This window comes from Erythrobacter sp. (assembly GCF_039988855.1).
Taxonomy (GTDB): domain Bacteria; phylum Pseudomonadota; class Alphaproteobacteria; order Sphingomonadales; family Sphingomonadaceae; genus Erythrobacter.
Genome location: NZ_JBDXIY010000015.1, coordinates 319,643 through 338,757 on the forward strand (window position 1 = coordinate 319,643; position 19,115 = coordinate 338,757).

The window sequence follows — 19,115 nt, forward strand, 5'->3', positions numbered from 1 at the left end:
ACCGCTGCCATTGAGGCCGCCGATCCCCATTCTGCGACCCTGGGGATCGGCGGTCTTTCAATCGTGATATCGCAAGTTGTATGGCGGTCAGCGCACTAGAAACTGGACTTTCAAGCTGCTTTACCGGTCGCCTTCTTGGGCTTTGGAGCGGAAAGGGCAGCGCCGATCACGACCAGCGCAGGCCAATAGAGATATGCCAAAATTTCCAAGTTCTCGCCAAAGGAATAGAGCGAGAGAACAAGCGTCATGGTAAGGCCGCTCTGAGCAGTTGCATCGCTGAGCGAGCGTACGAACAACACGCCCAATGTTATGGCAATCGGCACAGCTAAGGCGATGGCGCCGAGAATCCCTTTCACAAATAGCAGTCCGTACCAGCTATGATGGCTGCCGATGGGCATAAACTCGACCAAGTGTGGCCCGTTCTCCACCACGCCATGTCCGAACCAAAACGCTTCCGTTTGCCAACGGTCGATAGCGATCCGGCCAAGAGCAGCACGGACTCGACTTGAGTCAGCACGTGCTGAAGAGAATTCGTTTATTGCCGTGTCTGCCAAGTCGATGAGCGTGTGCCCGAATAGCCCAAAAGCCAATGCGATTGGTGCCGCTATCAACCAGATCCACCAGCGGTCCAAGCGTGCAATTCCCCAAACTAAGGGTGCAATCACAACTAGGGCAACCAGAGCCAGTCGCGATTGAGAGAACAGGGCGAGCGCCATTCCCCCGGCAATGCCGATGCTCTTCCATCCTAAGCGCGGTTCGCGCACGGCGAGAAGGACGCAAATGACGCCCATCAGTCCTGCTGCGGGTGACCATGGAGCAAAGAACTGCCAGCGCGGTGTGCCAGCACCTGGTTCAATCGTATACAACTGGGCTGCGAAGTAGTCTGGACCCGCACCGCCCAAGACCTTCAATGGAGAGACCCAGAGAAGTTCCGGCAATCCGATGTATGGCGCGGTCACGAATATTGGGAGCACGATCAAGGTGTGGAGACCAAGTTTGCACACGGCACGATAAATAACCTCAGGGCGAATTTTTAGGACCGCACCTGCCAGCGGGAATAGCGCGATTAGCGCCCAACCTTTCGCCCAGCCAATGCTGGATTTGACGGTCTTTCCCATGCCGAGGTCAAAGTTTGCATGGCCGATCCAGAGAATGACCAGCATTGCAGCCATACCCAACAGCCAAGCTTGAATTGCAAATGGAGTATTGGCAGGCTTGCCGCCGTTTCCAGGCAGGCCGTCAAGATACACCGCTAGTGCAACCATGCCCGCTAGCGTCCAACCGAGCACGGGACCTGCAATATAGAGCCCACCCACAAGCCATAGCGGCCAGGTCCACTCAATACTGAGCGCTACTAAGCGTTCGGCAGGAGTTTGCGGATGATTGGCTGGCGGAGCCATAGGAGCAAGAATCCAATGATGATAAGGATAGTCGCAGCAAGAGCTGCGGCAATCACAAGGAATGGTGATGGTGCTGACGTGTTGCGCGGCAGTGATGGTGCCTCCAACGTCTGAACCAGTGGGTAGGAGGCAAACGGGTCAGACTTATTTGTATCAAGCTGCGCCAGAGCAGAGCTGAACACGGCCTCTGCAACCCGAAGATCGCGCAACAGATCGGCAAGACGAGCTGCTTGCTCAACTTGCTGTTCTGTATCGGCGGATTGTGTGGCAATTTGTCGGCGTAATTCTGACAGCGCCGCCCCGTCGCCGGCATGGTTACTGTCACGCTCTGAGAGGCTCGCAAATAGTCGCTCCCGAGTGTCAGAGACTGCGAGATCGGCAAAGGCCAAAACGCGGTCTTCAGGCAATCCGGTGAGTGCAGATCCGCGCTCTGCAAGATCAGCCTCCAACGCGGATTGCTCAGCTGCAAGTTCCTCCATCGCTCCATGCGCGTCGCCTAGTGTTCCGCTGCGTTCGCTGCGTTCACCTGTCGCGGCCGCATAACGGCGCAAGAGTTCTTGAAACTCCGGGTCCGCCTTCATCTGCATCGCCCGGTGCGCTTGGGGTAGACTGATAGAGAGCGTGCGGGAGAGGCGAGAGGTCGCGGCTCCGCTCTCCGCAATACGCACGCGTCGGTCGCGTTCGCTCTGTTTTAGCTGGTCCAATGCGGTAATCCGCCCTGCAAATTGATCCAAGGATACGAGACCGGTTTCACCTTGGAATTTCAGAAGGGCCGCTTGAGCAATGTCCACTTTCGCTTCGAGTTCTGCGATCCGCCCGGCATCAGCGTTCTCGCGTGTATTTGCCTCATCCTCGCGAAGGTTCTCGAGGGCCGCATCAAAAGCAGTTTGAAGGGCACTCATGCGTGTTTGAGCAATCTTGGCGACCGGGCCGTCGATGCGGACTTCTATCAAGTTTGTCTGATCGATCAGCTTTATAGATGGTTGGGGGAAGGCGCCTTCTTCTTCTCCTGCGATTTCCGCCGCATTTCGTAGCACCAGATCCGAAATCAGCAGACGCTTGTAATTCTCTGTTGGGCTGAGGGAAGGGGAGGAGAATGCCGAAGACGTATTGGTTGAAGCTTGCCCGATAGTCTCAAGGTTCATGCTGGCGCCGACCCCTGTTCCAGGCAGTATCAACGTCATACGGCTGTCATAGCTGTCCGGCGCAAATGCAATGTAGCCTAGCGCAATCGCCCAAATGACGGCCAGTGGTGCAGCCATCGCCACGAAGTACCGTTTGTAGCGGCCAACGGATGGCAATCCGTCTCGCACTGCAATCCAGAGGCGGATTAAGAAACGCGGCGGTTTTTCACCATAAACTTTGGGAGGTAACGAGAAGTGTTTCACAGCGCGTTATCCAACAGGAGCGCGGGGGTTGCGGTGTTGACGGCCTGGGAGACTAGTCCAACAGCTTCGCGAAAATTGGTCCAGCGGCTATCGTAACACGCAATCGCGTCTCCAGGCATAAGATAGGGATTGAGCGCATCGCGGTTCGCATTGCGTACAAGACGTTCGATATCACGCTCGACCACCACACTGCGCCCGTTGATTGGGTTGCGCGAGATGAGAACTGCTCGTCGATCCGACTGCATGTAGCTTCCACCGACGCAATTGGCGGCGATCAGGCCCTGAAGCAAGCGAGTGCCATATGGCAACGAGCCGGTCTTTTCGCCGATCGCTGCGCCCGCATTGTTGTTGGCGCTTCGGGTCAGATTTGACATGTAAACGCGAATACCAGGAGCTGTCAGAGGCGAAGGCCGGACAAGGTCCGCATCAAAGCAAGTGCGGCTGGGAACGATAACCCTATCGCCTGTTGCAATGGCTACGTCGCGGCTGGCCCAACCATGGATGAAGCCCGAAAGGTCGAATTCTGCAAAGGTGCGGCCGCGGATTAGGTAGATGCGCTGAACGTCCGCATCTGGGCGAACACCGCCTGCGGCTCTGATGGCGCCAGCAATGGTGCGGGTAGTGTTGTCATCACCGCTGACCGCGCCTTCGCGTAACCCAATGCGGCTCTCAGGACTGCGATCACCTGCCCGGACGGCACCCGGTTGAAAAACCGCGCCACTGACCGCGACCGACGCTCCACTTGCTTCGATTAGGGCAACACGGACGGCATTTTGTAGCGGGCGCCCGACCCCGGCAGAAAGAAGCTGTGAGCGGAATGCCGCGGTAAGCTCTGTGATCGAGGAATTCGCAGCCCGTATCGCTGGTAAACCCCGAAGAGCAACCGACCCGTCGCTATCGATGACATATGTGCCAGATAGGCGACCATCGTCACCAAGCACTTTGACCTCAATGCGATCTCCTGCTCCTAGTGGCGCGGTTCTGTCCAGAAAGCTTGAGGCAGATACGCGGCGCAAAGTGTCGAGCTCCCTTGGAGCCTGCCAACCGCACGTCGGAGCGCCGCGTCCCACCGCGGTATCTGTAATCCAGTCGCCTTGCGGATGACGACTGCCATCATATGCGACCTGTTCTGGAGCATAGACAGCTGAGGCCATGTTGGATGGCGCGGGTCCCGCCACGCAGCCGGCAAGCATTGTGGCTGACATTGCTAGAGTTAGCAGTGAAGTTTTAGCGAATTGGGACAATGCAATCTCCGTTGATAGGGTTTGCCCCATTCAATCCAAGGACCGTGCCAAATCGCGAAACCCGCGCAATTCTGGGACATGAGCAAAATGAGAAAGTGCAATTTTGCAAAATGCTTCAAAAAATTTGCATTTTGCAAAAAAATTCGCATTATGGGCCATAATCAAATGAGTTTTGCGCGATTACTGAGCAAAAAAATCGGCACGTAGTTTGCATAATGCGAGGCACGGCAATTATCGGAGACGCGCCACAATGAAGGGAATTATCTACGCGGAGCTACTCGGCTTCCTTGATGCAAAGGGAGGTCCAAGCTTTACAGAAGAGGTTTTGGCTGGTGCTGAACTGCCCCACGGCGGTGCGTTTTCGCGCGTGTCGCGGTACCCTTGGGAGCAAGCAGTTCAGGTCGTTACGTCTGCTTCACGCATTGGCGGGGCAGATGCCAACGCTTTATGCGAAGAGTTCGGCCGCTTCCTGTTCGGCCGCTTCACCGTCTTGTACACCGATATAGTCAACCGGTATCCGACGGCAGAGACCATGCTGGATCATGTCGAGGATCACATTCACGAAGAAGTGAAGGTGCTTTATCCTGACGCCGTCCCACCCAAAGTGACTTCACGCAAAGACGGCGATCACTTCGTGGTCGAATACGCATCACACCGTCCATTCGCATTCATTGCTTACGGACTTGTTCAAGGATGCATGAGCCATTTTGGCGACACGCGGAAGATGGAATGGGTTAATCCCGATCCCTCCGGCAAAACTGCGCATTTCAGGATATCTTGATGACCAGTACACGGGTTCTCATTATCGAAGACAGCGCATCACTGGCGCTGGGCTACGCTGCTCAACTTGAGGATGCGGGCCATGAAGTGAGCTTATGTGAGACATTGGCGGCTGCGCGTCGGAGCTTGCTTGCCGAAAAGTGCGACGTGGTCTTGCTCGACTTGCAACTGCCCGATGGCGATGGCCTAACAATCTTTGAAACGTTGGGAGAGGCAGCTGGCAATCCCGGCGTCATTGTGGTGACCGCAGATGGGTCGCTTAATCGCGCAATCGCAGCAATGCGCTTGGGTGCCTATGACTTCCTAGTAAAGCCGGTTTCAGGAACACGGCTAATCGCCACGGTTGCGGCTGCCGCGTTGCAAGGTGGTGGGGCCAAGGAAGCTGATCGTCCAAAAGAGACTGTCACTGAGACAGCTGGCACGTTCCATGGCTTTATTGGTAAATCGTCGCAAATGAGGGCTGTCTATCGCACGATTGAGAGCGTTGCGGATTCGAAAGCGACAGTTTTCGTAACCGGAGAGAGCGGCACCGGCAAGGAAGTGACGGCAGAGGCAATCCATGCAGAGAGCAAACGCCGGAGTGGGCCATTTGTCGCGATCAATTGCGGGGCAATACCAGAGAATCTCCTTGAATCAGAACTGTTCGGGCATGTGAAGGGGGCCTTTACCGGCGCGGTTGAAAATCGCATCGGTGCTGCAAAGGCAGCAGACGGTGGTACGCTTTTCCTTGACGAGATCTGTGAGATGGATCTCAAACTCCAGGTGAAGCTGCTGAGGTTTCTCCAAACAGGTATGATTCAACGCGTAGGGTCTTCTGCCGCTGAGCCTGTGAACGTCCGCATTGTTTGCGCGACAAACCGGGACCCAGAGCTAGAAGTCGCAGAAGGCCGATTTCGCGAGGATCTTTACTACCGGCTCAATGTCATACCGATCTTGCTACCCGCCTTGCGCGAGCGCGGTGAGGACATCGCAATGATCGCCGATAGTCTTTTGACACGTATCGCCAATGAGGAGGGGCGCAAGATCGTAGGCTTTTCGCAGGCAAGCGAAGCCTATTTGGCGCAGCATTCCTGGCCCGGCAATGTGCGGGAATTGCAGAATTCTCTTCGCCGAGCTGTTATCACGGGAACAGGCAAGCAAATTGACATTGTGGAGGCACCTAGAGGCGCGCCGCGAGTTACTTCCCCGCAAGCTACCTTGACGGCGCCGATACCCGCAGAAAGCGTTACCACACCGCAAGTAACAGCAAGTTTGCCTGCTCATTTTGACTTCGCTGATATGACGCTTGATCAGATTGAGCGAATGGCAATCGAACAGGCGATTTCAAAAACCAATGGCAACATCGTTCAGGCAGCCAGATCGTTAGGAGTTAGTCCATCGACGATATACCGCAAGCTGGATCGCTGGGCGGATTGAGGGTAGTTATTGCGTCTACGTAGACGCGTCTACGAGCCATTCCCGTTGGAATCATAATCCGCGTGTCGGGGGTTCAAGTCCCTCCTCCGCTACCAAATTTTTGCCAGTTCTTTCCCTTAGGCTTCTGCACAGCCGTGCCACGCGCGATGATTGCCCGTCAAAGGGGATACAGAGCATGCTGTTGAATTTCCTGCTTCCCAAACATCGTCTTCCAGCACCTGTTTCAAAATTGTGTATGACATGCTGATTTGATTGGTGAAGTGGTGCCGGCCGATCTGACGGGGGTTTATCAAAAAAACACTCAGGCTGTCTGAAGCACTAAACCGATCATTTGGTCTGCCACCAGGTCAATATCAGCCGATCTGTCGTTGGCATTGGCAACCATCATTGCGCCTTCGAGAGCGGAGAAAAACAAGACGGCGAAGTCATCCGGGCGAACGTTGTCGCGAACTGTTCCTTGAGATATTCCATCGGTTACCACGCTGGAAAGCCACCCGTATTGATCGGCGAAGAACGCCCTGACTTGATCGGTCACAGCTTCTTCGATGCTGTCGCGATCACTGGCCAGCATTGCGCATAGGCAGACTTTTTTGCCATCTTCGAAAGTTGATTTGAATATCTGCGCGTAAGCTTTGAGCAGGTCTGGTGCAGCAGGAATCTCTTTGCGGAGCTGCGCTGTCGCGGCGGCGAAGTTCTTGCGATACCGGCTTGTAACTGCGAGCGCCAAGTGGGTCTTGCTGGCATGGTAATAGTGGATGCTGGAGCTTTTGACGCCCACCCCATTTGCAAGGTCGCGAAAGCTAAACCCATTATAGCCGCGCTCCTGGATAAATTGCTGTGCCAGATCCAGGATGCGCTCTTGCGTGGTGGCCGTGCCTGCCATCGCTGTGCTCCTCAGTTCGAAAAATCTCTATCTACCTACAGGTAGACTGTTGACAGCCAAAAGTAAACGATGTCTATCAAATCTACCTAGTGATAGATAGGTGATTCGAGTTCGTGAGCTTTGAGTTTGAAAATCAGAGCCATGTGCCAATTTGAAAGGTAAGTTTATGATCGGTTACTCAACAATCGGCGTCAAAGATCTGGACGCAGCGAAGGATTTTTATTGCAACCTGTTCGGCGCGGAAGTGCTGGTCGATGTTGGCCGTCTCGCTATGATCGGGAAATCCGCCGCTGAACCAAAAATTGCGGTTTGCACCCCATTCAATGAGGAGCCGGCTCACCCCGGCAACGGCAACATGATCGCGTTTACGGCTGACTCAACACAAGAAGTCGACGCGCTCTACAACAAGGCTATCGAGTTGGGGGCAACCTGTGATGGAGAGCCGGGCGAACGTATCCCAGACGTTTTCTATGGCGCTTATGTGAAGGATGCTGACAGCAACAAGCTGGCATTCTTCAAGTTCCTTTAGGTCGACTAAGGATATTAGGGCGCGGGTCGAAGGTTCGCGCCCTAAACTTGTCTAATTCGGACCAGCTTCCCTTCAAGGTTACCCCATGCCCTCTGCAACAAAACCGCCAAGCCCGGACAAACCATCTGCGCGCATAACCGGACCCATTGAGACTGAGCTCAATTACATCAGGCCCGATGCAGAGAATCCGCCTGAGGTGTTCTATTCTGGGGGTTCTTCACCTCAAAAGTACTCTGATGAGTACGCTTTTATGCCAGCGCTCATCGCAGATTGCCGCGCAACATCGGACCAGTTCAAAGTCCATAAAAATGGTTTTGAATTGGCTGATGCCCCCACCGCGCATCGCGACTTTTACGACGATGAGGCAATCGCAAGCTCATATTACGGCGAAGTCTCCAAGATTGTGCGCGATGTGACGGGCGCAAAAGATGTCTTTGTGTTTGACCATACAATCAGGCGCGGCGACCAAGCCAGCAAACGCAAACCTGCTCACCATGTCCACAACGATTACACTGAAACGACCGCGTTAGTCCGTGCAGAAGAAATGATGGGCAAAGTGGAATTTGCCAAAATGGCAGGTCGGCGGATGATCCAGATCAATGTTTGGCGCCCGTTGGTGGATGTCGTAGCACGCTCACCTTTGACGTTTTGCGACGCCTCTAGCATCGATCGAGCGGACTTGATTGCGACCGAAATCCACTTTCCCGACACTGATCACGTGGGCGAAATTTTCGCTTTGCGAAAACAAGAGGGTCAGCGCTGGTCCTACTTTTCAGAAATGACCCACAAAGAAGTTGTTCTGATCAAGGGATATGACTCCGAAACAAAGGGAACGGCTCGCTTCACCCCTCACACGGCGTTCGAGTATCCAGATCAAGATCCCAGCGTTCCCGCGCGTGCGAGTATCGAAACACGCACCTTTGCCTTTTATTGAGGAACCGAGAGCTGGTGTCCTGGAGAAAGTGCAGTCAGGCTACTAATTCGAGTTCCAGATAGAATGCTAGCGGCGTTAACGCGTCCAATTTGCGATCCCGTTAGAATCATAATCCGCGTGTAGGGGGTTCAAGTCCCTGTTTCGCTACCAAGCCTTTGATTTTAATGGGTTGTTTTAAATTTCGAGAAACTGGCTGTTCTCGCTGTGTCGTAGACGGCGCAGCGGACGCCGGCAAAAGAGCATATTTGAGCCATCCACTTGGATTGTGGCGAATCAATTGCCGCCATCAACCTTGTTGATTCTTCGGCGCTTGATGGCTGCTTTGCGCCCCAAACCAAGATGTAGCCATTCGAGATCTTAGCGGCATAAAGCAGACATTCTCCGAGGCCATCCCGGCCTCGGAGAACGAAGATGACTTATTCACAATTCGACCCAGCTGCACAGAACCGAGTGCCTTGGAATTTCGGCGCGAAGATTGGCCCGTAACGCCCGTTCAATCAAAAACAGATCTGGGCCATTCGCTTCTTCCTGGATCGCGAAGAGCGCATCAGAGACCGGGTGCTGTTCGACTTGGCAATCGACAGCAAGCTGCGTTGTTGCGATCTCGTTGAGTTGAAAATCGGCGACTTGGTGAGCGGTCCCGAAATCAGAACTCGAGCGACGATCACACAGCGTAAGACAGGTCGGCCTGTCCAGTTTGAAATCGCGAAGACTGCGAGAGATAGCCACTTTGCTTGGTTCGAACTTAGAGGCGGAGGGCTTGAAGAGTTTGTCTTTCCAAGCCGGGTTGATGCCTCACGCCATCTGAGTACCCGCCAGTATGCCCGCCTTGTTGACGAATGGGTCGAAGCGATCGGGCTGCGGCCAGAGGAGTATGGGACTCACTCGCTAAGTCGGACCAAAGCCTCGATCATCTACGAAGCGACCGGCAATTCCTAGCAATCCAGATACTGCTCGGTCATTCCAAGATCGAAAACACCATGCGGTACCTCGGCGTCGACATAGATGACGTGTTTACGCTTGCAGAGAAGACCGAGATTTGACCGCTCGTGGGCGCTGGCTCGAATAAAGCTGGCGTCCGCAATTGGAGGGAAGAAAAGCAAACTGCCGCGCGTGATCTTACTTTCAGCGGCTATGCCCCAAGCGCAAGCTCGACGAGTATCATATCGATGTGCTGGCCGTCTCACGCGCGGAAGTCGCGCTGAAACCAGATCGCCTTCGCTCTAATCTAGGCGCGCTTGAGGCCCTTACTGCTGGAGGCGAAACCGATCGTGTGGCTGATCAGCTTTTCTCCATCGGCAACCGTCCCTTGGTTCAAGGGGTAACGCTCAATCCCTTCTCTGATGAATGGCTCGCTTAGCGCCGTGATCATGTCGATGCGCGCCTTCGCTCGGGGCTCACCAGCGCTATCCGTTCTGCCTCCAAGCCTGGCGCAGAGCGCCTGATCGAAACGACGCGCGTGCGGTTTCCGTCGTACAGGACTTTCAACAGCGTCACACATGAGGCCACGCTCGCGCTGTTACCTTTTGCGCAAATCGACACGGTTGGTGGCAATTTCTTCCTGGCTGACGGGATTATCGATGAGCTTTCGACCCGGCTTGTCGGGATTCAAGGCATCGCGCTTGCGGGTCGGACTTCGGTGAACGCAGTCGCCGCAAAAGGACGAATGCTCACCGAGATAGCTGGCGAGCTTGGGGTCTCACACCTGATCGAAGGCGAGGTTCGGCGCGGTGATCAAGATATTGAAGCCCGTGTCGCGCTTATCGACGGTCAGGCAGGGGCGGAACTGTGGTCTGATCGCGTAACCGGTTCGATCGAGCATTACTTCGATGGGCGCAAGGTGATCGGCGCCAACATCATCGCTGCGACTTGCAGCGCCTTGGGGCTTACCGCTTCGCCCGCGCCTTCCCGCAAAATGACCCGCGACCGCGAGGCCTATGCGCTTTATCTCCAAGGACGCGCTATGATCCAGCGCATCGGGGGGCGGAGGTCTACGCAAAAAGGGTTGGAGCTTTATCAGCAGGCGCCGGAGATCGACCCCGAATTTGCCGAATGTTAGACCGCGCTGGCTGACGCGCACATCATGACGGCGGCCTTGACGCCAAGCCTCAAGCGCCTGGAGCAATCTGTTGAGCGAGCGCTCACTCTTGATCCTGACAAGGGGCTCGCATTTTCAATTCTCGGTATTCACGAATGGACCAATTTCAATCCGGCACGTGCTTTGGAGCTCTCTTCCAAGGCCTATGACCGCGATCCGAGCGATCCCGATGTGTGGTCGCGGCTTGGCTCATGCCTGCTTTATCTGGGCAAGGCAGGTGACGCGCTTCCTTTTATCGAGGAAGCCATAGATCGCGACCCAGTTTATGCGCGCAATCATGCGATGCTGACTTCAATTAACCTTTGTCTGGGAGACTTTGAAAAGGCGTATGTCTGCGGTCCGCGAATGGTCGATCTTGGCTTCCCTGGAATGTGACTAGGCCTGTCACGTGTGGCGCAGAGCAAGCACGAAGAAGCAGTCGTAACCTATTACGCGTCACGCGTTCATCTAGGAAAAACCGTCATGCCGCCTCCGGACGTCGCGCCGCTGGATGAGGCGGCAAGAGACGCGTACTTCGATATCACAACGCGCGGTGTGTGCAGCGGCAAAGAGGCAGACCGAGCCGCATATTGTAAGATGCGCGAAGGCTTGCACAGCTCCATGCCGGACCCTTACGATCCCTCGATTTCCATCCCCGCCATCTGGATGGGGCATAGCGAACTTGCGATGAAGGTTTACTCCGAACGCATCCATCCGGCCAACATGTATGGCCTGGCGAGTCTTTGGATTAATATCGACTCTACCAATAGGGTGATCCGCCACCCTGATTTCATGAACTTTGCCGAACGGATCGGCATGGTCGAGGCGTGGGAACGCTTTGGCTGGCTTGATTTGATCCCGGTGGACCCGCGAACGGCCTGATCGCAAACGTTTTGACGTTTTTTTGACGGTAGGATGGATTGACCGCCTTAATCCTTCACTGGCATCTCCCAGCTCACAGGGGCTTACAGGAAATTGCTGCTTTCCGAAGCTTTTCGAGCGACCGCTCGGCAGGCGGCAGGAGAGTTGTGCCTGATGTCCTGACGTGGGTCGCACCGCAACTAACAGGCAAACGCCGCACGCCGACAGGCGTGGCGGCCGGTGCTTGACTATTCGACGGGAAGACCAACCATGCTTATCCGCAAGCCCGAGAGGGTCATCCGCACCTGGCAAACCGACAGCCGCATCTGGGACACATTCGAGCTGCGCGCGGGCGACATCATCGTTTGCACACCTCCCAAAACGGGGACGACGTGGACACAGCGGATCATCGGCATGCTGCTCGCTCAATCGGCCGAACCACAACAGATCATGGATGAGCAGCCTTGGCTCGACGCGCGTTTCATCCCGCAGCAAGAGGTCGCAGCGGCGATGACAGCCAAAGAAGGTCGGCGGGGGTTCAAGACCCATTCGCCGCTCACCGCTCTGCCGCTTCATGACGACGTGATGTACATCAACGTCGCGCGCGATCCTGAATACGCACCGTTCGACGATTTCACGAGTGCCGAATTCTTTTAGATTGAGAACAGCTTCTGGGAGGCGCGCGAACGGCCCAACGTGCTGTTCGTCCATTATAATGATCTCAAGGCGGACCGGGAAGGCGAAATGCGCCGGATCGCGCAATTCTGCGGGATCGCAACGCCCGAAGCGCTTTTCGCTGAGATGGTTGAGGCGGCGAGTTTCGACAGCATGAAGCGCGACGGCGCGCGGATGCTGGGACTTGTGGCACAGGCCTTCAAGGGCGGGGCTGACACCTTCCTCCACAAGGGCACGAACGAACGCTGGCGTGGCATCCTCACCGAACAGGACCTCGTTGATTACCGCGCAGTCATGGAAGCGGGCGTTTCCGCCAGCTTGGCAAGCTGGCTCGAACACGGACGGCGGTCAGCTGTCGACCCAAGTCTCGCCTCGCATTCACCTAAGTGACACAGGGGTCTACAAATATGAAACATGCAATGGCGACAGGCGCGCAATCGCATCCGACCACATTTACGGCACTTTCCGAACACCGCACCGCGAGGTTGGCTGCGATCATCGTCCTATATTTTCTGCAGGACGTGCCGCTGGGCCTGTTGCTCATAGCTCTGCCCGCGTGGCTCGCCGAAGCAGGCGCGACGCCTGTAGAAGTGGGGGCATTCGCTGGTGTGGCGCTGCTGCCTTGGTCGGCCAAGCTCTTCAATGGCTTAGTTATGGATCGCTACGCTTACAAACCGATGGGGCGCCGGCGCGGGTGGATCCTGTTGTCGCAGTCTCTGATGGTCGCTGTGCTCATTGCTATGGTCATTGTCGCGCCAGGAGTATCGGATATCGCACTACTTTCTGGACTGTGTTTCGCACTCAATCTGTGCGCGACGTTCAGCGATGTGGCGGTCGACGGGGTGGCCGTGGACATCGTCCCCGAAAGCGAACGCACTGCAATCAATAGCGTGATGTTCGCGAGTCAAGCCGTAGGGATTGCAGCGTGCAGCTTTGTCGCGGGTCAGTTGCTCGCATCGAGCTGTATCACGAGGACGGCGGTGATTATGGCGGTCCTTGTCGCATGTGCATCCCTTTTCGTCAGTATTTTTCGCGAACGTCCCGGCGAACGGCTGCTGCCATGGTCCCTTGGTGAAGCATCGCGTGAATGCGAGGATCGTCAGCAAACTGCGTGGTGGCCTTTGCTAGCGGGGATTGTGCGTTCGGTTCTGGCACCGCGCACTTTGCTCTTTCTGCTCGCGGCAGCTTGTGCCGGCACCTATTTAGCCTTCTCTGATGCGGTAAACCCTACCTTGGCGGTGCAGCGCCTTGGGTGGTCGAGTGATCGGTATTCAAATTTTGGTGCCACGGTAAATCTAGCCGCTGCCGGTTGCGGGCTTTTCATCCCGGTACTGGGCGAGCGTTTTTTCGGCTTGCGGCGGTCGATCTTTGGCCAGCTTGTTTTACTGATTGTGCTTTCGCTTGCAGCCGGGCTGAGCTTCGCGACATGGCAGGGCGACACCGCTTTTATCGTTTTTTCGGTCGCGCTTTACATTCTCTCGATGACGACCACCATCAGCGCGATCGTGTGGGCTATGCGGATCTGCAATCCGGCGATCGCTGCGAGCCAGTTCGCGCTGTTCATGGCGGTCCCCAATCTCTCTCGCTCATTCATGACAGGCAATTCGGGCTGGCTGGTCGAAGGAGAGGGATATGGCGCGACTTACTTGGCGGTTGCAGGCGTCCTTGCCGTAGGTCTGGTACTCGCTTGGTTAGCAAGGGTCGGTGATGACAGTCAGCTGCCGGGGACAGCGCAATGACATCGGCTAACACGGCGGTGTGGGAGGGGGACAAGGCAGACCGCGCAGACAAGCCGCAATGGGGCTCGCGGGCTGGCTTTGTGATGGCCGCCATTGGCTCTGCCGTTGGGCTTGGCAACCTCTGGCGTTTTCCCTTCCAAGCGGGCGAGAATGGCGGGGGCGCGTTCGTCCTGATCTACATCGCATTTGTAGTGCTGATCGGGCTTCCTGTGTTGATCGCCGAGTTGGCGATTGGACGCCATAAAGGCCTCTTGCCGGTCGGATCTACCCGTGAAATTGCTGTTGAAGCCGGCCGTTCCCCAAACTGGCAAATCGCAGGATGGATCGGACTTGCCGGGGGCGTGATCGTGTTGCCCAGCTACACGATGCTTTCTGGTCAGATCATGGCTTATTCCGTTATGGGTTTCATGGGAGACCTGAGCGACCCGAACAAAACGCCGCTCTACGATGGTCCCGTCCCGACCTTGCTATGGTTCACCGCTTTCATTGCGATCACAACGGGAATTGTCTTGCGCGGATTGAAGCGCGGCATTGAATTCGCCTCTGTGTTATTGATGCCCGCGTTTTTTGTTATTCTCGCAGGGCTGGCTGCTTTCGCGTTGTACAGCGGCGCCGCGAGCGATGCGCTCACCTATTTGTTTGCGCCGCGCTTTAACCAATTAACGCCTGAAATTGTGTTGGCTGCCCTTGGTCAGGCATTGTTCTCGCTTGGCGTGGGGGCGGGCCTGATGATTACCTTCGGATCGTTCCTGTCGAAAGACGAGAATATAGGCTCAAACGCCACGGTCATTGCCGGGGCTGATACGTTGGTTGCGCTTGTCGCGGGGTTGATGATCTTTCCCATCGTGTTCGCCTTCGGGATGGATCCGGCAGCCGGAATGGGGCTCATTTTCGGGACGCTGCCAAGCTTCTTTGCGCAAATGCCATTTGGCAATCTGATTGGTGGGCTTTTCTTCTTTCTGGCGTTTATCGCGGCTTTGACGTCGTCGATTGCCATTTTGATGGTGGCTCGCACCATCGGGATCCAGCAGTTCGGCTTTAGCGAGCGAAACGCAACGCTGTTCTTCGCACTGCTGACTTGGGTCGGTGGTTTTGGGATCGTCTTTATTGATGGCTTCGGGAGCCTGCTCGATTGACTTCTCGGCAGCGTGGTCATGCTGTTGGGCGCTCTGATCCTTGCGCTGATCGCAGGTTGGGTGGCTCCGCGTTCGGTTATGAGAGGAGAGCTGGCGCAAACGAGCGACCGGTTCTTTGCCTTTTGGCGAGGTTCGATCCGGTATGCGGTCCCCTTGGCAATTGCTGCAATTCTGTTTGCTGGCCTGTTCGGGTGAAATGCTATGACAGATTGGAGGTATGAGTAATGGACTGGAACTGGACGGCAATTTCCGCAACCAGCGATATACTTGCTGCTATAGCAGTTGTGGTTTCTTTATGGCTCGTCGCTGGCCAGCTGCGTCAGAACACGAAGGCGATTGTTGCAAATTCAAGGCAAGGACTGCTGGATGCTGATCTCGGATTGATATCAGGATTCATTGATCACGCGCTCGATCCACATTTGATAAGTGATGCAGATGAACTTACGCCCGAGGACGAAAGGCGGATGACCTGGATGGTGGTCAAGGCATTGCGGGTTAGGGAATGTGCGTGGCATCAATACAAGTCAGGCATTTTGGACGAACAAACCTGGCAGTCTTATATGGAGCCGGTTCCCGGGATATTCTCGTCGGCGCGCGCACGATCTGTGCTGGAATTCTACACTGGCGATGAAGTTTTCTTGAAGGCCGTTCGCGCTAGGATCGCCGCCAATAGAGATTAACTGCAACTTCCGACCCAATTTCAGACGATGAGCAAAGGCTGAAGTTAGGCCGCATTGCCGAATGGCTGTTTTGGTGTTCATGCACGCGAACAGCTAGCTTTCGGGATACGACACATTTTTTGCGTCGCGGCAGAGGGCGAGCTCCTCTTATGCCTCCATTCCCGGAGAGGCCTCTGAGACGGTCGCAATCACCCGATGTTTCACCACGAAGCGATCACGTCTTTGCGCGGCGATTGATCCCATTTCATAATATCCCTCGAAGTTCTTGCAACTGCGAATGATTCGCGTTAGCTGCGTCATTCTCAAGGGGAATATGAATGAATCAATCTAAGATCCGATCGGTGAGGAATGCGCTCTTACTTGGCGGAGGTGTTGCAGCGCTGGTGCTCGGTGCAACGGGCGCGAACGCACAAGACCTAGGCGTTGGCGTCGCGCTGGATCAGGAGAACACTGCGATCGAATCCGAAGAAGGGCAGGATCGCAATGTGATCATCGTTACCGCTCAGAAGATTGAGCAATCGCTCCAAGACATCCCCGTCAGCGTCTCAGTCGTCGATGCCAAGGCAATCGAAGAGCAGAACATCATCAACCTGAATGACGTGATTGAGCAGACCGCCAATATCACCGGTAACTCAGGTGCATTCGCGATCCGCGGTATCAATAGCAACAATGTCAGTGGAGCAGGCCTTGCAGGCTTGGCATCTATCTATGTTGATGGATCTCCACTTCCCAACGTGGCTGTTTCGGGTTCAGGTCCGCTCGACGTTTGGGATCTGGATCAAGTCGAAGTGTTGCGTGGGCCGCAATCCACACTGCAAGGACGCAATGCACTGGCTGGCGCGATTGTCATCAATACCGCAGATCCGACCTATTATTGGACAGGCCGCGCACGAGCAATCGCCGGCACAAAACTGGACGAGCGCCGGTTGGCTGCCGCGGTTGGCGGCCCTTTGATTGATGACCAAGTGGCGATACGCATTGCCGCTGAATACACCGACACCAACGGTATCATCAGCAGCCCAAATCTAAGCGGCAATAACGATGAGCAGGACACATTCTTCATCCGTGCCAAAGTGTTGTTGGAACCGGAGTTTGCGTCGGGTTTGAGTGTTCTCTTGTCCTATACGTACGACGAAAAGAACCTTGGAGACGACGTCGCGGACCTTTCTGTTGACGACACATTTGATAACCGCACGTTTTTTGGCAACGTCCAATCTATCAACGATACGCGGCTTGATATCGGTGTTCTAACCGTTGATTACGACTTCACCAATGAACTGTCGTTGACGTCAATCAGTTCAATCAACGTGGTTGATAATCGCATTGCCAGTGATCAGGACCGCACTCCGGATGATATTGAATTTTCCGACTTTCTGACAAAGACAACAACGTTCACTCAGGAAACGCGGCTACAATATGATGGCGACCGCTTTAAAGGGGTTGTCGGTGGATATTATTCCAATATCGACACGCCGGACCGGGTGGGCACAACTCAATTCCAGTTTAGTGTGCTCGACAATTTCCCTGTTGCCGCATTGCTTCAGGCGCCGCCTTTTGGCTTGGACGCAGGAACAGCCGGTTTTGTCGTTTCCCTTTATCAGGAACCGGTTGGGCTGAACGCTTTTCTAGACAATCCATCCAAGATTGAAACATATGCTGTCTTTGCCGATTTTAGCTATGAGGTGAGCGATGCCATCAACGTGTTTGGTGGCTTCCGCTATGACCGCGAGAAGCAAGAAATCACAACAGGCAACATCATCACGCGAACCAGCCCTTTGCCAAACCCAACAGATTTTGGCCCACTTGCTCCGATCATTGAAGGGTTGAACGCGCAGTTGGATGCAGCATCTTCAGCAGCTTCCTCGCAGCCTGTAACTTCGGAGTCGCCGACATTCAGCGCGTTTCTTCCAAAGTTTGGTGTCGGCTGGGATATCGACGATGATCGCAGCCTGAACTTCGTAGTTCAGCGCGGCTACCGCTCTGGCGGCGTTGGGATTAACAATGCGCGCGCTGAGTCATTTAGCTTCGATCAGGAGTTCATCTGGAACTATGAGTTATCGCTGCGCAGCCAATGGCTTGATGGAGCGCTAACGCTGAATGCGAACGCCTATTACGTCGATTGGACAGACCAGCAAGTGACGGTGCAGCTATCGGACAACAGCTTCGATACCGAAACACAAAATGCCGGTTCATCAAACCTCTACGGTTTTGAGATCGAAACTAACTATCGTCCAGATGACAATCTGAACCTCTACGCTTCGGTTGGTTATGCAAAAACAGAGTTCACAGATTTCATCGCCTTCACAAATGCAGGCGAGGTTGATCTGGCTGGCAATGAGTTCCCAAACGCTCGCCGATTTACTCTTGCAAGCGGGGCGACATGGAGTTCGGATAGCGGCTTCATCGTCAATGTGAATGCCAACTACAACTCAGGCGCCTTCCCGCTAGTCAATCCTCAGGTTGAACGGACATTGGATGCCCGTTTCCTCACCAATTTCCGGGCAGGCTGGGAAAATGAAACCTTCGGGATTTTTGTGACCGGCAACAACATTTTCGGCGAAGAATACCGGGTCGGGACGCTCACCGATTTCGATGCAAATGGTCAGATTGTTGACGCCTTCGCACGGTTTGGCGAACCGCGGGTCTTCGCAGTCCAGTTAGAGGCAAGGTTCTAGGACCGGATTGCAGGACGAGATCGATATGTATCTGCTCACAATTCTTGCTCTGCTGTATGTGGCATCAGTGGCTTTTTATCATGCTGGTAAGAAGCGCAGCGGCGTTGATCGCGTCAGGGCGTCTCAGGCTGCCCAGCGTGCAGTATTTGCCATCGCTTGGATCCCAGTAATCGCTGCGCTTGCGCTCATCGTTTTACATCGTGGTTGGGAGGTCGGCGTCTTCCTGTGGCTCGGCGCTTGGATTGCTGCTGCGTTGTTGAGTGTGTTTCTCGCTGGACTTTGGCGACGTGCCCATTTGCCAAGCGGTGTAATCGGCATTGGGATTGCAACCTTTGGGCTAATTGCGTTCCCATGGGGAGGCAGCTCATGAGCCCAATTGCTCTTGGTATCGGCGGAACGATATTTGTCGGCATCTGCTATGGCACTTGGCGAAACCCGCGTTTGTGGAGTGCATTGATTTGGGCTTTTGTTGCCACATTCATGCTTTCTGCTGCTGTGTTGATGGCCTTTCCCGCCCCGTTTGCGGAGAAAGCTTTCGCAATGACGATTATCATGCCGCTCGTTTGGGTCGGATTGCAATTCTGGCTCTATTGGAATCCAGGTCGCTGGACTGTGACCTTAATACTGTTCGGAATAATTGCGGTGAGCACCGTGATTGTCGTTCTGAGCCCGCCACCTGTATGAACCTAGGAATTGTT

The 19,115-nt window shown here is 54.9% G+C and carries 19 protein-coding genes and 2 pseudogenes; 16 read left to right on the plus strand and 5 right to left on the minus strand.

The window, feature by feature from the left end; all coding sequences use genetic code 11:
- Positions 1 to 110: 110 nt before the first annotated feature.
- The 3 genes from ABJ205_RS04385 to ABJ205_RS04395 are packed head-to-tail and all read right to left on the minus strand — an operon-like array spanning position 111 to position 3,942.
- Positions 111 to 1,400 (minus strand): O-antigen ligase domain-containing protein, encoded by a 1,290-nt coding sequence (locus ABJ205_RS04385; RefSeq protein ID WP_348157596.1) that lies wholly within the window; start codon positions 1,398 to 1,400, stop codon positions 111 to 113.
- Complete coding sequence (locus ABJ205_RS04390) at positions 1,355 to 2,788, minus strand: hypothetical protein (protein ID WP_348157599.1); 1,434 nt, start codon at positions 2,786 to 2,788, stop codon at positions 1,355 to 1,357. The genes ABJ205_RS04385 and ABJ205_RS04390 overlap by 46 nt, the downstream gene beginning before the upstream one ends.
- Positions 2,785 to 3,942 carry a polysaccharide biosynthesis/export family protein gene (locus ABJ205_RS04395; RefSeq protein WP_348510012.1) on the minus strand — a complete coding sequence of 386 codons (1,158 nt, stop codon included), beginning with the start codon at positions 3,940 to 3,942 and terminating at the stop codon, positions 2,785 to 2,787. The genes ABJ205_RS04390 and ABJ205_RS04395 overlap by 4 nt, the downstream gene beginning before the upstream one ends.
- 340 nt (positions 3,943 to 4,282) lie before the next feature.
- On the opposite strand from ABJ205_RS04395, the gene ABJ205_RS04400 reads away from it, so the two are divergent.
- Both ABJ205_RS04400 and ABJ205_RS04405 read left to right on the plus strand, forming a co-directional pair.
- Complete coding sequence (locus ABJ205_RS04400) at positions 4,283 to 4,813, plus strand: heme NO-binding domain-containing protein (protein ID WP_348160662.1); 531 nt, start codon at positions 4,283 to 4,285, stop codon at positions 4,811 to 4,813.
- Positions 4,813 to 6,228 carry a sigma-54 dependent transcriptional regulator gene (locus tag ABJ205_RS04405; RefSeq protein WP_348160660.1) on the plus strand — a complete coding sequence of 472 codons (1,416 nt, stop codon included), beginning with the start codon at positions 4,813 to 4,815 and terminating at the stop codon, positions 6,226 to 6,228. The genes ABJ205_RS04400 and ABJ205_RS04405 overlap by 1 nt, the downstream gene beginning before the upstream one ends.
- Positions 6,229 to 6,529: 301 nt before the next feature.
- Here ABJ205_RS04405 and ABJ205_RS04410 read toward each other — a convergent pair whose 3' ends face one another.
- Positions 6,530 to 7,111 carry a TetR/AcrR family transcriptional regulator gene (locus ABJ205_RS04410; protein WP_348160657.1) on the minus strand — a complete coding sequence of 194 codons (582 nt, stop codon included), beginning with the start codon at positions 7,109 to 7,111 and terminating at the stop codon, positions 6,530 to 6,532.
- Between the two features lie 166 nt (positions 7,112 to 7,277).
- Here ABJ205_RS04410 and ABJ205_RS04415 point away from each other — a divergent pair, with 166 nt between their 5' ends.
- The 3 genes and pseudogenes from ABJ205_RS04415 to ABJ205_RS04425 all read left to right on the plus strand — a co-directional run bounded on the left by ABJ205_RS04415 (position 7,278) and on the right by ABJ205_RS04425 (position 9,617).
- Entirely contained in the window at positions 7,278 to 7,640 is a 363-nt protein-coding gene (locus ABJ205_RS04415; protein WP_348160655.1) for a VOC family protein, read from the plus strand.
- Positions 7,641 to 7,725: 85 nt separating this feature from the next.
- Positions 7,726 to 8,574, plus strand: coding sequence for a CmcJ/NvfI family oxidoreductase (locus ABJ205_RS04420; protein WP_348160653.1), 849 nt, complete (start codon positions 7,726 to 7,728; stop codon positions 8,572 to 8,574).
- A gap of 411 nt (positions 8,575 to 8,985) precedes the next feature.
- Positions 8,986 to 9,617 (plus strand): annotated as a pseudogene (locus ABJ205_RS04425) (tyrosine-type recombinase/integrase).
- 185 nt (positions 9,618 to 9,802) lie between these two features.
- Here ABJ205_RS04425 and ABJ205_RS04430 read toward each other — a convergent pair.
- A complete protein-coding gene (locus tag ABJ205_RS04430) occupies positions 9,803 to 9,946 on the minus strand; it encodes a hypothetical protein (RefSeq protein ID WP_348160651.1) in 144 nt (47 codons plus the stop codon).
- A gap of 87 nt (positions 9,947 to 10,033) precedes the next feature.
- Between ABJ205_RS04430 and ABJ205_RS04435 the strand changes: the two genes are divergently transcribed.
- From ABJ205_RS04435 to ABJ205_RS04485, 11 genes and pseudogenes are all read left to right on the plus strand, one after another.
- Positions 10,034 to 10,633, plus strand: coding sequence for a hypothetical protein (locus tag ABJ205_RS04435; RefSeq protein WP_348160649.1), 600 nt, complete (start codon positions 10,034 to 10,036; stop codon positions 10,631 to 10,633).
- Between the two features lie 24 nt (positions 10,634 to 10,657).
- On the plus strand, positions 10,658 to 11,047 hold the full coding sequence (locus ABJ205_RS04440) for a tetratricopeptide repeat protein (RefSeq protein ID WP_348160647.1): 390 nt from the start codon (positions 10,658 to 10,660) through the stop codon (positions 11,045 to 11,047).
- A gap of 87 nt (positions 11,048 to 11,134) precedes the next feature.
- Positions 11,135 to 11,533 carry a hypothetical protein gene (locus ABJ205_RS04445; RefSeq protein WP_348160646.1) on the plus strand — a complete coding sequence of 133 codons (399 nt, stop codon included), beginning with the start codon at positions 11,135 to 11,137 and terminating at the stop codon, positions 11,531 to 11,533.
- Between the two features lie 249 nt (positions 11,534 to 11,782).
- Positions 11,783 to 12,577, plus strand: a pseudogene (locus ABJ205_RS04450) (sulfotransferase domain-containing protein).
- Between the two features lie 17 nt (positions 12,578 to 12,594).
- The gene (locus ABJ205_RS04455; protein ID WP_348160645.1) at positions 12,595 to 13,926 is read left to right on the plus strand and encodes an MFS transporter; all 1,332 of its coding nucleotides are present in this window, start codon (positions 12,595 to 12,597) and stop codon (positions 13,924 to 13,926) included.
- Positions 13,923 to 15,062, plus strand: a complete 1,140-nt coding sequence (locus ABJ205_RS04460; RefSeq protein WP_348160643.1) for a sodium-dependent transporter — start codon at positions 13,923 to 13,925, stop codon at positions 15,060 to 15,062. The genes ABJ205_RS04455 and ABJ205_RS04460 overlap by 4 nt, the downstream gene beginning before the upstream one ends.
- Before the next feature lie 18 nt (positions 15,063 to 15,080).
- Entirely contained in the window at positions 15,081 to 15,257 is a 177-nt protein-coding gene (locus tag ABJ205_RS04465; RefSeq protein ID WP_348160642.1) for a hypothetical protein, read from the plus strand.
- Between the two features lie 29 nt (positions 15,258 to 15,286).
- Entirely contained in the window at positions 15,287 to 15,742 is a 456-nt protein-coding gene (locus tag ABJ205_RS04470; protein ID WP_348160640.1) for a hypothetical protein, read from the plus strand.
- A 317-nt stretch (positions 15,743 to 16,059) separates the two neighbouring features.
- Positions 16,060 to 18,417, plus strand: coding sequence for a TonB-dependent receptor (locus ABJ205_RS04475; RefSeq protein WP_348160638.1), 2,358 nt, complete (start codon positions 16,060 to 16,062; stop codon positions 18,415 to 18,417).
- A 25-nt stretch (positions 18,418 to 18,442) separates the two neighbouring features.
- Positions 18,443 to 18,787 carry a hypothetical protein gene (locus ABJ205_RS04480; RefSeq protein WP_348160636.1) on the plus strand — a complete coding sequence of 115 codons (345 nt, stop codon included), beginning with the start codon at positions 18,443 to 18,445 and terminating at the stop codon, positions 18,785 to 18,787.
- A complete protein-coding gene (locus ABJ205_RS04485) occupies positions 18,784 to 19,101 on the plus strand; it encodes a hypothetical protein (RefSeq protein ID WP_348160634.1) in 318 nt (105 codons plus the stop codon). The genes ABJ205_RS04480 and ABJ205_RS04485 overlap by 4 nt, the downstream gene beginning before the upstream one ends.
- The last annotated feature ends 14 nt before the right edge of the window (positions 19,102 to 19,115 follow it).

Bases quoted from the DNA above. Each gene is read 5' to 3' on its own strand.
- ABJ205_RS04470 (WP_348160640.1), top strand. From the start codon at position 15,287: ATGGACTGGAACTGGACGGCAATTTCCGCAACCAGCGATATACTTGCT.
- ABJ205_RS04400 (WP_348160662.1), top strand. From the start codon at position 4,283: ATGAAGGGAATTATCTACGCGGAGCTACTCGGCTTCCTTGATGCAAAG.
- ABJ205_RS04430 (WP_348160651.1), bottom strand. From the start codon at position 9,946: ATGATCACGGCGCTAAGCGAGCCATTCATCAGAGAAGGGATTGAGCGT.
- ABJ205_RS04415 (WP_348160655.1), top strand. From the start codon at position 7,278: ATGATCGGTTACTCAACAATCGGCGTCAAAGATCTGGACGCAGCGAAG.
- ABJ205_RS04405 (WP_348160660.1), top strand. From the start codon at position 4,813: ATGACCAGTACACGGGTTCTCATTATCGAAGACAGCGCATCACTGGCG.
- ABJ205_RS04420 (WP_348160653.1), top strand. From the start codon at position 7,726: ATGCCCTCTGCAACAAAACCGCCAAGCCCGGACAAACCATCTGCGCGC.
- ABJ205_RS04460 (WP_348160643.1), top strand. From the start codon at position 13,923: ATGACATCGGCTAACACGGCGGTGTGGGAGGGGGACAAGGCAGACCGC.
- ABJ205_RS04440 (WP_348160647.1), top strand. From the start codon at position 10,658: ATGACGGCGGCCTTGACGCCAAGCCTCAAGCGCCTGGAGCAATCTGTT.
- ABJ205_RS04445 (WP_348160646.1), top strand. From the start codon at position 11,135: ATGCCGCCTCCGGACGTCGCGCCGCTGGATGAGGCGGCAAGAGACGCG.
- ABJ205_RS04485 (WP_348160634.1), top strand. From the start codon at position 18,784: ATGAGCCCAATTGCTCTTGGTATCGGCGGAACGATATTTGTCGGCATC.
- ABJ205_RS04480 (WP_348160636.1), top strand. From the start codon at position 18,443: ATGTATCTGCTCACAATTCTTGCTCTGCTGTATGTGGCATCAGTGGCT.
- ABJ205_RS04475 (WP_348160638.1), top strand. From the start codon at position 16,060: ATGAATCAATCTAAGATCCGATCGGTGAGGAATGCGCTCTTACTTGGC.
- ABJ205_RS04395 (WP_348510012.1), bottom strand. From the start codon at position 3,942: ATGGCCTCAGCTGTCTATGCTCCAGAACAGGTCGCATATGATGGCAGT.
- ABJ205_RS04465 (WP_348160642.1), top strand. From the start codon at position 15,081: ATGCTGTTGGGCGCTCTGATCCTTGCGCTGATCGCAGGTTGGGTGGCT.
- ABJ205_RS04455 (WP_348160645.1), top strand. From the start codon at position 12,595: ATGAAACATGCAATGGCGACAGGCGCGCAATCGCATCCGACCACATTT.
- ABJ205_RS04385 (WP_348157596.1), bottom strand. From the start codon at position 1,400: ATGGCTCCGCCAGCCAATCATCCGCAAACTCCTGCCGAACGCTTAGTA.
- ABJ205_RS04410 (WP_348160657.1), bottom strand. From the start codon at position 7,111: ATGGCAGGCACGGCCACCACGCAAGAGCGCATCCTGGATCTGGCACAG.